Annotated in this window: 10 protein-coding genes; all 10 read left to right on the forward strand. The window is 46.0% G+C overall.

The window, feature by feature from the left end; all coding sequences use genetic code 11:
* Positions 1-10: 10 nt before the first annotated feature.
* The 10 genes from MKZ09_RS17170 (at position 11) to MKZ09_RS17215 (ending at position 14,685) form a co-directional block, all read left to right on the forward strand.
* A complete protein-coding gene (locus tag MKZ09_RS17170) occupies positions 11-994 on the forward strand; it encodes an aldo/keto reductase (protein ID WP_076203901.1) in 984 nt (327 codons plus the stop codon).
* A 290-nt stretch (positions 995-1,284) separates the two neighbouring features.
* A complete protein-coding gene (locus tag MKZ09_RS17175) occupies positions 1,285-3,099 on the forward strand; it encodes a hypothetical protein (RefSeq protein WP_143767318.1) in 1,815 nt (604 codons plus the stop codon).
* 170 nt (positions 3,100-3,269) lie between these two features.
* Complete coding sequence (locus MKZ09_RS17180; protein WP_256719186.1) at positions 3,270-5,630, forward strand: glycoside hydrolase family 95 protein; 2,361 nt, start codon at positions 3,270-3,272, stop codon at positions 5,628-5,630.
* A 179-nt stretch (positions 5,631-5,809) separates the two neighbouring features.
* Positions 5,810-6,703: an ABC transporter permease gene (locus MKZ09_RS17185; protein ID WP_051491014.1), complete on the forward strand. Its 894-nt coding sequence runs from the start codon at positions 5,810-5,812 to the stop codon at positions 6,701-6,703.
* Between the two features lie 18 nt (positions 6,704-6,721).
* Positions 6,722-7,585 (forward strand): carbohydrate ABC transporter permease, encoded by an 864-nt coding sequence (locus MKZ09_RS17190; protein ID WP_076125649.1) that lies wholly within the window; start codon positions 6,722-6,724, stop codon positions 7,583-7,585.
* Positions 7,586-7,755: 170 nt separating this feature from the next.
* On the forward strand, positions 7,756-8,781 hold the full coding sequence (locus MKZ09_RS17195; protein WP_076203895.1) for a response regulator transcription factor: 1,026 nt from the start codon (positions 7,756-7,758) through the stop codon (positions 8,779-8,781).
* Complete coding sequence (locus MKZ09_RS17200) at positions 8,781-10,607, forward strand: cache domain-containing sensor histidine kinase (RefSeq protein WP_076203892.1); 1,827 nt, start codon at positions 8,781-8,783, stop codon at positions 10,605-10,607. The genes MKZ09_RS17195 and MKZ09_RS17200 overlap by 1 nt, the downstream gene beginning before the upstream one ends.
* Positions 10,608-10,815: 208 nt before the next feature.
* On the forward strand, positions 10,816-12,378 hold the full coding sequence (locus MKZ09_RS17205) for an extracellular solute-binding protein (protein ID WP_076203889.1): 1,563 nt from the start codon (positions 10,816-10,818) through the stop codon (positions 12,376-12,378).
* Positions 12,379-12,437: 59 nt separating this feature from the next.
* On the forward strand, positions 12,438-13,637 hold the full coding sequence (locus MKZ09_RS17210) for a glucuronate isomerase (protein WP_076133322.1): 1,200 nt from the start codon (positions 12,438-12,440) through the stop codon (positions 13,635-13,637).
* Between the two features lie 16 nt (positions 13,638-13,653).
* Positions 13,654-14,685, forward strand: coding sequence for a glycoside hydrolase family protein (locus MKZ09_RS17215; protein ID WP_179088850.1), 1,032 nt, complete (start codon positions 13,654-13,656; stop codon positions 14,683-14,685).
* Positions 14,686-14,718: the final 33 nt, after the last annotated feature.

Genomic DNA, 14,718 nt, shown 5'->3' on the forward strand with positions numbered 1-14,718 from the left:
GCACAAAGTAATGGAATATACAAAACTTGGTCGTACGGGTTTGGATGTTTCTAGAATTTGTCTTGGTTGTATGAGTTACGGAGTACCTGAACGTGGAATGGCTCCGTGGTCGCTAAATGAGGAGCAGAGCAGACCCTTTATTAAAAGAGCATTGGAGCTTGGCATCAACTTCTTTGATACGGCTAATGTATACTCTGACGGAACAAGTGAAGAAATTGTCGGACGTGCCTTAAAAGAATTCGCTCGCCGCGATGAGGTAGTCATTGCTACAAAGGTGTTTTTCCGGATGCATCAGGGACAAAATGGAGCAGGACTTTCACGCAAAGCGATTATGACCGAAATAGATAACAGTCTAAAACGGCTGGGCACAGATTACGTGGACCTATACCAGATCCATCGTTGGGATAATGACACCCCTATCGAAGAGACCATGGAGGCTCTTCATGACGTAGTAAAGGCAGGTAAAGTTAGATATATTGGAGCGTCCTCTATGTATGCTTGGCAGTTCTTGCAGGCACAGCATGTTGCTGAGCGTAACGGTTGGACTAAATTTGTCTCTATGCAAAATTACTTGAATCTACTCTATAGGGAAGAAGAACGGGAAATGTTGCCTCTTTGCCGGGAAGAAGGAATCGGTGTGATTCCATGGAGTCCGCTTGCTAAAGGTCGACTAACCCGTGATTGGAATGAACAAACGGCTCGTTCAGAGATAGACGAAGTCGGAAAGGCATTTTATGCAAAAATGGCTGAGGCTGACCGCAAGGTTGTTGAGGTAGTTGCCGAAATTTCGGCTAAGCGCGGGATTCCACGAGCACAAGTAGCGCTTGGTTGGGTTCTGCAAAAAGAGCCAGTAACATCGCCTATCATTGGTGCAACCAAACCTAATCATCTGGAGGACGCCGTTGCAGCGTTATCAGTGAAGCTGGAGCCAAGTGAAATAGCGAGTCTGGAAGAGCCTTATGTGCCACACCCAGTTATAGGAAATCTAAGCTAGATAAAAAAGCGTGATGCCCTAGGGGATTGCGCCTTTTTTTTACCTAAGCCAAACTTTCATCTACCATTTAGTGCCTTTAGAAACTTGTCTTTAGTTTGGCTTAATCGTTGCTCAGCGCCATGCGGGTGTAAGGGTTTGCTTAAATAGGTGAATAAGAAAACACATTCCAATCGATAAAAATGACATGTTCATTCTTCTTTAGCCAAGGTAATATGTATCCGACATGTGAGAGTGAATATAGAAAAGGAGATGAACTCTTTATTATTAATTCCACAATGAAGCATACGCACATGAATACTGAAATTGGCCAACCAGCTATCCTCAACCCAAGTCAGGTTTACCCGACGGTTTCCTTCACACCGTGTGTTAACGGAAGGGTTGCCGGTGAATTGATTTTTGATAGAACGAAACTGGTGACTGAGTTGCCTGAGACTCCTATGGTTAAAGACTCGTTAATGGAATGGACACCGTTAGGCACAGCTGATCTACTGGGTACTTATGAACTGCGAATGACCCTCAAGCAGGATGGAAAAGCTCCTCAGTATGACTCATATTATTTTACCGTGCTGGATCCAAAGAGCATCCCCGCGGGACAGAGCACAATTGCTTTCCTTGGTAACGATGGAATGATGATGTATATCGGGGATTATAGAGGTAATCGGATCTTGGACTTTTCTAATGCGGGTTATAGAGGTGGTGGTGTTGAGATCCCGAATATTCCCGTTAAGTCGATCGTTCTACCCTTGGACGGAGACGCGACGGAACGTATTCAGGTGGCGATTGATCAGTTGGCCATGCTCCCGCTCGATAAGGACGGATTCCGCGGGGCAGTCCTTTTGAAAAAAGGCAGATATGAAGTCGGAGGCACGTTGTTCATTAAAGCAAGCGGGATCGTCCTTCGCGGCGAAGGTCAGGACAAAGAGGGCACCATTCTCTATGGTACCGGAGCGAAACAACGAAATCTAGTTGAAATTGGTGAGAATGCAGATCTTATACTGGACAGCAACTCGAAGCAGATGATTTCAGATTTGTATGTACCTTCAGGCTCGCGTTCTTTCCATGTAGAAGACGCGAGTACTTATCATGTTGGAGAACAGATCATAGTCCGCAGAATAGGTAATAAAAACTGGATTCACGAAATTGGTATGGATAACATATATAAGCGCCCGGGTGGAACCGTAACCCAATGGTCACCGTTCAATCTGGATTTTGACCGAGTCATTACTGCTATTGTAGGTAATACGATTACGGTCGATGCCCCATTAGCGAATGCTATCGAACGTCAGTGGGGCGGCGGAGAGATCTATAAATATACAGACCATGCCCGCATTCAGCAGGTGGGGGTAGAGAATATGAGGGTAGAGTCCGATTTTGACCCGAGCATTATAGATATTAAGATGGATAACGATACAACGGATCCTTATTATGCGGACGAAAAGCATGCTGAACGCTTCGTCGTGTTCAACAGTGTGAAGAATGGCTGGGTTCGAGAAGTGAGAGGTTACCATCTGTCCTATTCTCTCGTTCAAATGAAGCGTTATTCCAAATGGATTACGGTTCAGGACAGTCAAATGTACGATATGATCAGTGTGGTTACAGGGGGGCGCCGTTATGTCATACATCAGATGGGCCAGCTAAATCTCGCTCAACGTATTTATACAGAGACGGCGCGGCATGCGTTCACCGTCGATAGCTGGGTACCGGGGCCGAATGTATTTCTGGATGGAGAAGCTGTTAAAAATTATAACACCAGTGAACCTCATCATCGCTGGTCAGTCGGAGGCCTGTTCGATAATATCAAAGCTTCCATCTCTATTCGGGATAGGGCGTGGTTAGGCAGCGGACATGGCTGGGCAGGCGCGAATTATGTAACCTGGAATACGCAAGGAGAGCTTACTTTACAGAGGCCACCAACCGCTCAAAACTACGCCATTGGCCATGTTGGTAGCAAGGTACCCGGACTGGTTCCTAACGATTATGATCCCCGGCCCCGCGAAGATGGATATTGGTGCAGTTGCGGTCAACATGTCGTCATTAATAGTCTCTACAAGCAGCAATTGATGGAACGTTTAGGTCGAAATGCGCTCAGTAATATAAAAAAATAATTTACAGTAGGGTGCGGAATCTTCCGCATCCTTTTTAGTTTGGATCATAAAAAAACACAACCCCTAACAATCTATGCCATGGAGAGACATTAGGATCAAGAGTAGCATAGGAAGTGGAGTTACTGACGAATGATATGACCTGAAAATAGGAAAGGCCAGGTGAACAAGAGTTGAGTGAAAGAAGACGAGCGAAACAAGAGGTGGCATTACCGGCAACCATGCGAGAATCAGAACGTCTTCGATTATGGTATACAAGCCCGGCGTCAAATTGGAATGAGGCTCTTCCCATAGGAAATGGGCGCCTCGGGGCAATGGTGTCCGGTATGATCGGTCAAGATAAAATCCAGCTTAACGAAGATTCAATCTGGTATGGCGGCCCTGGACGCGCAGCTAATCCTGCAGCTCAGCCATTTTTGACGGAGATTCGGCAAATGTTGAAAGACGGCAGGCAGGCGGAGGCAGAACATTTGGCAAGAATGGCTATGACTGCTTCACCAAAATATGAGCAGCCGTACCAGCCACTTGGCGATTTAATTTTGAAGTTTCTGGATTCTAGTGAGGTTATTGAAGAATACGAGCGGGAGCTCGACTTAGAGCAAGCAGTCGTTACGGTATCGTACCGTTGTGGCGGGGTTCGCTATTACAGGCAATATTTTGTAAGTGAACCGGACGGTGTATTAATAGTCCGTTTGACAGCTGACAGACTTGGCAAGATCACGTTGGCTGCGAATCTTATGCGTCGTCCGTTCGATATCGGCTGTAGGACTGGTCCTGCAAACACAGTTCTAATGAATGGGGAATGCGGAGCGGATGGCGTTCGCTTTTGCACAGCACTAAGGGCAGTTCAACAAGGAGGCCGCCAGAGGCTCATCGGGGATTTCATCTCTATTGAGGGGGCAGACTCCGTCACCCTTATGCTGGCAGCGCAGAGTACTTTCCACGTAGATCAACCTGAAAAAGGCTGTCTAGAGCAATTAGATCAAGCTACGGCTCAGTCTTTTGCAACTCTAATAAAGCAGCATAAGGAGGAATACAAGTCCCGGTTTGCTCGATTTTCAATCGATTTAACAAGGGATGGAGACCCGTACGCGGAGCTTCCTACCGATAAGCGATTACAGCGGTTACAGCAAGCAAAAGATGAAAGCAGCAATCCCAATGAGTCTGGTGATCCGGGACTAGTTGCACTATATGTACAGTATGGGCGCTACTTACTGCTTTCCAGTTCTCGACCAGGTACGTTGCCTGCTAATCTGCAAGGCATATGGAGTGATAGCTTTACCCCGCCATGGGAATCAAAATATACAATTAATATTAACCTCCAGATGAATTATTGGCCTGCCGAAGTCCTAAATATGGCTGAATGTCATGAACCACTGTTTGATCTAATCGAACGGATGCAGTTGAACGGTCAAGAAACGGCAAAAGAAATGTACGGCTGTCGCGGTTTTGTTGCTCATCATAACACTAACTTATGGGCGGAAACCCGACCAGAAGGCATCCTAATTACCTGTACGGTCTGGCCAATGGGGGCTGCTTGGTTATGCCTTCATTTGTGGGAACATTACCGGTTTGGACTGAACCTGTCTTTTCTCAAGGAAAGGGCCTATCCAGTGATGAAGGAAGCAGCGCTTTTTCTGCTTGATTACATGGTAGAGGAAGGTGGCTTACGAATTACTGGGCCTTCTGTCTCCCCGGAAAACCGCTTCCTTCTTTCGGACAAAAGCAGCGGCAGCCTCTGTATGGGACCATCCATGGATTTGCAAATCGCATATACATTGCTATCAGCCTGTTCGGAAGCGGCATTAATTATCGGAGAAGAAGATACAATGTTTCTCTCTGAACTACATGAGACGCTTGAACACATTCCACAGCCGAGTGTGGGCAGCCATGGACAGATTAAGGAATGGCTGTTTGACTACAAAGAGCAAGACGCAGGTCACCGGCATATTTCTCAGTTGTTCGCATTACATCCGGGTGAACAGATTGACATGAGGCACACCCCTGAGCTTGCCGCAGCAGCCCGGCGAACGCTTGAACGCCGCCTTAACGGAGGTGGAGGTCATACCGGCTGGAGCAGGGCATGGATCGTCAATTTTTATGCCCGTCTCGGTATGGGTGCGGAAGCCTATGAGCATTTAATTAAACTGTTAACCTCCTCCACGTATTCGAATCTTTTAGACTGCCATCCACCCTTTCAAATAGACGGAAACTTTGGTGGAGCAGCTGGGGTAGCAGAAATGCTGCTGCAATCCCATCGAGGAGAACTTCGACTATTACCTGCCCTTCCTAAGGAGTGGGCTTCAGGCAGCATAAAGGGGATGAGAGCAAGAGGTGGTTTTACCGTTGATCTTTCTTGGAGCCAAGGAAAGCTTGATGAAGCGACGATTCACTCTACGGTTACTGCTGAATATCGAATTTGGTCTGCTGTTCCGCTCGATCTGCCAGAACAATTTCTTATTGGCAATGGTCAGGGCTTCGAATATACTTTTTCTTCGGTTGCAGGGAAGACCCGCAAGATTCGTGCACAATAATCAATCGTAATAAAACACAGGCAAGCCGAAAAATCTCCATTTTGAAGAACTGGATATTGGATTAACATTAGCCATACAACAAAATCCAAACTGCAACCAAAGGAGCGATATTTATGCCACAACAAGTGCCAGCCGCATTGCCAGCGAGCAGGCCAGATCTTTCCCCATTCCAAAGACGAATGACCAATTTGCGCAAATATAAAGCGCTGTATCTCATTTCACTTCCGGGCATTATTTTTTTTATCGTATTTAAATACTTACCCTTGGCGGGTTCCATCATGGCCTTTCAAAACTACAACATTTTCAAAGGTTTTACAGGCAGTCCGTGGGTTGGTCTTGATCAGTTCCGGCGGATGTTCACCTACCCAGAGTTTTTGAGAATTCTTGAAAATACTATCTTGATCGGCCTATATGATATGGTCTTTGCGTTTCCGGTTCCCATAATTTTCGCCCTCCTTCTTAATGAAGTGAGAAAAGCTTTTTATAAACGGATTTTGCAGACCGTCGTTTATTTGCCCCATTTTCTCTCATGGGTCATTATTGGGGGGATTATGATCGGCATTTTGTCCCCGACGACAGGTATCGTGAACCAAATCTTAAATGCTTTTGGGCTCGACTCCGTTTATTTTCTGGGTGAGGACTCGTATATTCGTACCATCCTGGTTGGAACAGGCATATGGAAAGACAGTGGATGGGGAACTATTGTTTATTTAGCCGCACTCGCTGCTGTGAATCCCGAGCTGTACGAAGCGGCCCGGATTGATGGAGCAAATCGGTGGAAACAAACCTTATCTATAACGATCCCGACGATTTTGCCCACTATTATGATTATGTTCCTGCTTCATATCGGTAACTTCCTTGATTTTGGCTTTGAGCGAGTGTTTGTATTTATCAATTCGCTTAATGAGACCAATGGAGATATTCTCGATACTTATATATACCGAGTGGGTCTTATTGATCAGCAATACAGCTATACAACAGCCATAGGCCTCTTTAAATCGGTCGTCGGACTGTTGCTAGTCATGATCGGGAATACGCTTAGCAAAAAAGCATCAGGGGATGGACTTTACTAGAAAGGAGTCGAAGAGTAAATGAAAAATAAAGGTCGCCTGTTTGACGTTTTTAACTATATATTTCTGATGCTGGTCGGGTGCTTGATGGTCTTCCCTCTGCTGCATGTGCTCGCCAAATCATTTAGCAGCACTCATGCCATTAATGCAGGCGAGGTTAAGCTATTCCCTGTAGATTGGACGCTGATGAATTATCAAGTTATTCTTGGGGATACCTCCATCTGGAGAGCTTTTATGGTAAGTATATTCATTACAGTCGTCGGAACGCTTATTAATCTGATTTTAACTGCATCACTGGCCTATCCTTTATCCAGATCCGAATATTCGATGCGCAAGGGAGTTCTGATTTTAATCCTAATTACGATGATTTTTCACGCTCCGCTCATACCGAACTATATGGTCATCAAAAACTTGCACTTAATCGACTCTTTATGGGTATTAATCATCCCATCGGCCATCAGTGCATATAACCTGTTCATCATGCGTTCTTTTTTCTCAGCCCTGCCTACTGAGCTGATAGACAGCGCGCGAATGGATGGAGCGGGAGAGCTGCGCACGATGTGGAGCGTCATCCTTCCTTTGTCCAAACCTGTTATGGCAACTATGGGCTTGTTCTATGCGGTATCCCATTGGAATTCTTATTCATCGGCATTGTATTTTATCAATACACGAGCGCTTTATCCACTTCAGCTACGGCTTCGGGAAATCGTACTGAGTAACGACCTTGGGCAAGCGGGCAGCTTATTAGAAAACGTAAATGAAGTATCTCCGGCAGGTGTGCAAATGGCAGTTATTGTAGTCTCCGTCATCCCGATTATTATCGTGTATCCGTTTCTGCAAAAGTATTTTATCAAAGGAATGTTAATCGGATCTATTAAGTCTTAAATCACCAGCTTGCATCATCCTTTAAAAGAAACAGCCATCTGCTTATCAAAATATGGTAAGATATATTCCAAACTCAAAAATGGAAGCGTTGCCAATGATCGCAACTTCAAATCAATTTCATACCACAAGACAACTGATTCTGATTCCATTTCGGAAGGGATTTGATACAAGTGCGAGTATTGATTGTAGAAGATGAGCCTGTCATTCAAAAAGGATTGGTGAAGATGGTCCAGCGTTATCCGGTCTCATTCACCGCGATTTATACAGCCGACGACGGCGAAGCAGCCTTAGAAACCATCCAGAAGCTTGAACCGCATTTAGTGCTGACAGATTTGCGCATGAAGCGGATGGATGGCCTTGATTTATGTGAACGAATTCACCGTGATTACAGTCATGTCCAGGTGGCAGTTATTTCCGGGTACAATGACTTTCAATATGCACAACGAGCAATGGCCTATGGCGTTAAGCGGTATTTACTGAAGCCGGTTCTCCAGCAGGATGTGCATGATATGCTGAGAGAACTGATATCCGGCATGACAGGCAGCATTATTCCTGTTCATAAATACGTGGATTGGGCCGAACAGCTGGAACAACACATCTGGCTGCTGCAACGTGATGAGACAAACCGTCTGCTTGATGAAAGAGAAACATCCGGTTTATTTGAAGGATTGAACGTCTTTAGCATGGATGCAGTGCTGAATGATTGTCTGCAAATGATCGTAGATCGCTTGGAACGCCGAGGCTGGAAGCCTCAGTCCCGGTGCTGCGGAGATGTGAAAGCCGCCAATACGAAAAAAGAAACGATGTTAGCATTTGCCGCGATAATAAACGGTATACTTGCGGAGCTGCAACTTACTCGCAAAGGCAACTATAAGGACCCGGTTGAAGAAGCAAAAGCTTTCATTGATAAACATTTGGCTGAGGATGTGTCGTTAGAAGAAGTAGCCAAACGGGTGGGACTTGCCCGCACCTACTTCAGCGCATTATTCAAAAAAATGACGGGGGAAACCTTCGTACACTATCGGATCCGGAGACGAATGGAGGAAGCGCGCAGACTTCTTGCTGTACCCACCATGACAATCAGTGACATCTCGATTCATGTAGGTTACGAGGATTATCCTCATTTTACGAAGACGTTTAAAAATCTCGTGGGTGTATCACCTTCGGAATACCGTGCTTCGTTTGGCATTGAATAATGAGAGCAACCCTCAGCCGGAAGCTGCTATTTTATTTTACCATTGTCATCTTACTTTCCCTGTCAGCGCTGGGGATTTCCTTCTACAGCATTTCTGCCAAGCAATTGCAGGCAAGCACTGAAAACCAAATGATTCAGATCGTAAATAATGCAGTTCATCATACCAATCTCTATATTTCATCCTATCAACGGTCGACCGTGGCGCTACTAACGGATTTGAGAGTTAAAAGATATATTGATCTATCAGCAGACCGTGAGGAATATGAAAATTACCGCTACACGACCGATATTCGCGATGCTATTGTTGAACCTGTATGGATTCGCAATCCCGAGATTGAAGCCTTATATATTATCGGGTATTCCGGGAATGCGCTTTATTATTATAATGGCGGTTCAGCGCCATCTTTTACACAGGAAGACACCGTTAAACAGATCCGGTATTTCAAAGAACATACAGATGTCAGTGGACAGTTGAATGTAATCAATTACAGTATCCGTGGGGATCAAACGCCGATGTTGACCTTAATCCGCAGCATCCGCGGTCTTCAGTCACCAGAGATGAAAGGATTTGTAGGCATCGAAGTCAAAGCGGAGGAGCTCTCTACGTTATGGAAAGGAATCGATCTTGGTCCCGAAAGCTATTTTTTTATTGTAGATGGCGAAGGCAGGATTCAATATCATAACGATCAAAACAAAGTAGGGACATTGATTCCCAATAGTCTTGGCAAGCAAATTGAGCAAGCAGGAGAGGTGATGTTCCGCAGCTCGGCAGAGGGAGTGGAAAAATCTTATATCAGCCGTAATGCGGAATATTCCGGTTGGCATCTGGTTGTATCCATTCCAGACACTCAGCTGCAAAAGCCGCTAATTACCATCCGGAATTATATTATTATTGTCGCGATTTTGACATTTATGATAGCGCTGTTTCTGGCAAGCCGATTTGGTAAGTCCGTTACTACACCAATCCGTATACTGATGAAAGGAATGAGCCAGACCGAAAAAGGAAATTGGGAATTAATCTCCCTTCCGAAAAGCCAGGATGAGGTCACTGGGCTTATCGTTCGTTACAATCTGATGGTAACCCGCCTTTCAGAGCTTGTGGACACCGTGTATCAGTCAGAACTGAAGAACAAGGAAATGGAGGCCGAGCGGCAGAAGGCCGAATTCCAATCCTTACAGCTGCAGATCAACCCCCATTTTTTATACAATACGCTCGAAACGGTGGTCTGCTATGCAGTAATTCAGGATTCAGATGAAATATCAGAAATCGTCGGAGCCCTGTCCTACATGCTGCATTATTCGGTGCGCACCAATCTTGAAGAGATAACCGTGGCCAATGAGCTGAAGCATGTCATCCATTATATGGTCATTATCAATCACCGGATCGGAAGACCGTTTGACATCGATGTGCGGATAAAGCCTGAAATGCTTCTGCGCAAAATGGTCCGTTTGACCTTACAGCCACTTGTGGAAAATGTGTTCCAGCACGCCTTTCGTTATGGTGTTGAAGATTATCACACGATTACGATTGATGCTGGAGAGGATGGCGATATCTTCTGGGTCAGCATTACGGATAATGGCAGCGGAATGACCCCGGAGCGGCTTGAAGAACTTCGCCTTAAACTGAGCGAAAATCGACTCGCCGATGTGGAGGAAGGTAAAGGAAGCCCAGGCGGCATTGGTGTGCAAAATGTTCATCGCCGGATTCAGCTTGTCTTCGGAGAAGAATTCGGCGTTGACGTAGAAAGCAGTCCAGAATGGGGAACACGCATGATCATGAGAATGCCGATTTCCGGAAGGAAGGAACATCAAGTGCTTAACGCATAGGCGCTACTCGCCGAAGAGAACGAGGATCAAAAGGCTGTCCTGAGGTCCGAGCCGCGGACTTTTGGGATGACCTTTTTTTATAACGACAACCGATCACAAAAAAACACATCCCACAATAATCCACCCCATGGGAGTGCTGATGATACAGCTTTATGATGGGTACAGGTAAACCAAATACCTTTTTATACTAATAAGGGGGATTATCCAGATGAAAAAATGGGTTAGTCTGATCCTATCCACGGCGCTTGTCTCAAGTCTCGTCGCAGGATGCGGAAGCAATGAAACATCGGACGGTAACGTCGATGCAGCAGGCGAATCAAAACCGCTTAAATTTAGTATTTCGTTAAACACAAGCGGAAACGCTTACACGGAAAGTTCTAAAGATATTAATACTGATAAGTGGGTCAAGGAGTTGGAGAAACGGGCGAATGTCGATTTAGACATTAAGTTAATTCCTTTGAAGGACTTTGATTCCAAAATGGCGGTTATGTTTGCCGGCGGTGATATCCCGGATGTGGTTCAAAATGTCGGAGGGGCTACGGATAAATCGATGGCTGGGTCGGTTCAGGCTGGTGTTTTTATGCCGCTGGATGATCTGCTGAAGGAGAATGCGCCTAACCTGATGAAGGTTGTCCCCCAGGAAGCATGGGATGAAGTCAGCTACGACGGAAAAATATATGGCATTCCGACTTGGCTCAGCAATCCGTCTCGACGTGCTACCTTTATCCGAACTGATTTATTGGAGAAAACTGGCCTTCCGGTACCTGTAACGATTGAAGATTTCTTGAATGTGCTGCGCGCTTTTAAGAAACTCGGTGTGAGCGCTCCTTATCAGATGCGTGAGAACTTCAAGTATGCAGATATCGCATTTGGTGCATATGACGCGCTTGGCTATCAGTTTACAGAGGATAATGGAGAGATCGTACCCAAATTTTATAATTCCGAGAATATGGAAAAAGCACTGAACGTATACAAAACGATGTATGACGAAGGGCTCATTCAAAAAGATTTTGCGACAATTCAGACGGCACAGTATGGTGAAAATATTGCTGCAGGCAATGCAGGGATCTGGACAGCTAATGCGCAGAATCTACTGGATTTCCGGACCCAGATCTCCGCGTCCAATCCGGAAGCGAAAGTGGATATTATCTCGTCGCCAACCGGTGACCATGGACAAAAAGGATACGGCTTGTATAGTTCGGTCAATACCTCACTGTATATCAACAATAAAGTCAGTAAAGAAAAGGCTGCCCGGATTGTCCAAATGTTTGAATGGATGCAAACCCCGGAAGCCAGTAATTTCTATAGCTTTGGGATTGAAGGCGAGAATTACACGGTAAAAGACGGAAAAGTTGATTATAAGCTGCCTGAGAACAAGGCAGCCCAAGATGAAGAGAAATTCCGCACACAGCTGCGCTGGGTAGGGGACGGAACAATCAACCGCGAACGAACTGAGCTGCTTACGGGTGGTAAAGATGTTTTGAAAGCATTGGATGAAACTCTGAGTAAAGAAGGCTTAGGGGGCATCGGATTTGTACCTGATCTGGAGTCATTCAGCAAATTTCCTGATCTTGCCTCCAAACGTCCAGATCAGGCACCAAAACTGATCATAGACCATATGGTCAAAATGATTTATGGCAAAGAACCGATTAGCGATTTCCCAAAAGTCATCGAGGAATATAAGCAAAAGGGCGGCGAAGAAATCTTAAAAGAAGCAACAGAACGCTACAAAAATAATGAGGGAATCCTTAATCAGCAAAGCCGGAAATAGATAGATTCTCAGGAAGCCTCTTCATTCGAAGGGCTTCCTGCCAGTTAGGAGGGAGAACGATGGGTCAAACTGCTTTGTGTGATGAGATCATGCGTCTGCCTGTAATCGATACACATACCCATCTCGTCGGCGATAAGCTAAACGCGGCTGACTTCTGGGAAATAGCCGATTATTTCTGGTTGAACCAAGAGCTTCAGTCAGCAGGATATCCGGCGGATGCGGATCAACTTTCGAAAGAGAAACGGGCTGACTCTTTTGTTAGAGCTTACCACGCTTCCCGTAATACGATGATGAATCGTGCTTTTACAGCAATCATGAAAGATTTGTACGGGATCTCCATCACTGATTCAGAGTCGGTATTCAAAGCGGATATAACGGTTAAACAGAAAAGTAACGATGCCGGCTGGGCGCAAAACGTAGCTGACCGCCTGCATGTGCAGCGGTTTATTGTAAACCGTCCGGAGCATGCCAACTTTGCACACATGAGAGAAAATGCTCTACTGATTCCTCGAATTGACTCCTGGCTGCCTGAGCTGGCTAATAATATTGCAGATGCCTCTAATCCCAGCCGGGAAGGGGCTTATACTCAAGCGAAAAAGTTTATTAGCGAGCAGTTGTGGTCTTATCAGACGATAGGCTGTCCGGGAATCATGACTACGTTGCCAGCTTTTGAAGCCAAAGCTCATGATGTTTACAATCTTAGCAACGTAACTGGACGAGATGAAATCATGATGCTGCTCCTTCATCATATTTGTTCGGAACTGCAAGCAAGCGGAATGTTTTTGCAGCTGTTTCTCGGCGTTGAACGCAGATGGTGTAATACATCGGCTGCGCCGGTTAACGATCCGCTAAGGATTGTTAAATTGTACGGTTTGTTCGAACGGTATTCCATTCCATTTGAGCTGGTGGTGGCTTCGGAATTAAATAACCTGGATGTTGTGCAGGCTGCATGGAATTTCCCTAACGTTCATGTAGGCGGAATGTGGTGGTATAACTTCAGACCCAGTACCTATTTGCAGAGCATGCAGTATCGGTTGGAGGCACTCGCTCCGCTCAAATGTTCGCTCATTGTCTCGGATGCGCGCTGTATCGAATGGACATATGGCAAGCTGCTGATCGTTAAAAAAATACTTGCGCGCTTTTTGGAAAGCCAAATAGCGGAAGGCTGGATCAGCCGGGAGGAGGCACTGAATATTGCTGCGGAATGGCTACATGGCAGTGCTGCTAAACGTTATGGACTAACAGATGTAAAGCAATAAGCCGTGGAGGGAGAAAATGACTTTTTCATTGATGGACCGAATGTTGCCTGCTCCTTTGAACGGAGGGTTCCGCATGGAGGATTGGTGGGTGTGGTGCGGATCAGCTGTGCGTGGCGAGGATGGGCGTTTTCATTTATTTGCATCCCGTTGGCCGAAGTGGTTGCCGATGCATCCGGGATGGTTACTCCGTTCAGAAATTGTCCGCGCATCTGCCGATAACGCGGAAGGACCCTATACGTACGAAGAAACCGTACTACCCGCAAGGGGAACGGAATACTGGGACGGACGAAGCACCCATAATCCGCATATCCTTCGTTATGGTGATAAGTATTTGTTATATTATATGGGCTCAACTCATCCATTTGCTGAGCCGCAGCCTAATGAAACAGTGGAACTTGACGACTATCGGGTGATTGCCGCTCGTGCCAACAAACGTGTTGGCCTAGCTATAGCCGACAGTGTATTCGGACCATGGACAAGGATGGACGCACCTATTCTGCCTACACGTCCGGGCAGGTTCGACAGCTTCCTCACATCCAATCCGTCTCCTTGTATCCGCGAAGATGGCTCCTTGCTATTGGTATATAAAGCCCGCAAATACGAGGGCAATTCCTATGGACAGATGACGCTTGGCATTGCCGGTTCATCTAAGGACGAAGGGCCATATAGAGTAATTAACAACGCACCTCTGTTTCCACCAGAGCGGTCCCATATTGAAGATCCATTTATCTGGCGGTCCGCGGACGGGTACCAAATGATCGCCAAGGATATGGATGGCCGGATATGTGGAGAAAAGCACGGTGGGATATTTGCATCATCTACGGATGGAACCTACTGGCAGTTGGCTGATTCAACGCAATCGTATTCCCGGCGGGTTCTCTGGGAGGACGGCACTGTGCAGTGGATGGGCAGCTTTGAACGTCCGTTCCTATTATTTCAGGAAGGGGTTCCTACCCATTTATTCGCTGCAGTAGCAGATGGACCGGGAGGGTTCCGAAATGCGAAGCACACTTGGAATATGGTCATTCCACTACGGACAACGTTTTAAGAAATTGAATTTTATAAATATCATCAGTGTTAA

The sequence above is a fragment of the Paenibacillus sp. FSL R5-0908 genome, from assembly GCF_038006245.1.
Lineage (GTDB): Bacteria > Bacillota > Bacilli > Paenibacillales > Paenibacillaceae > Paenibacillus_AQ > Paenibacillus_AQ odorifer.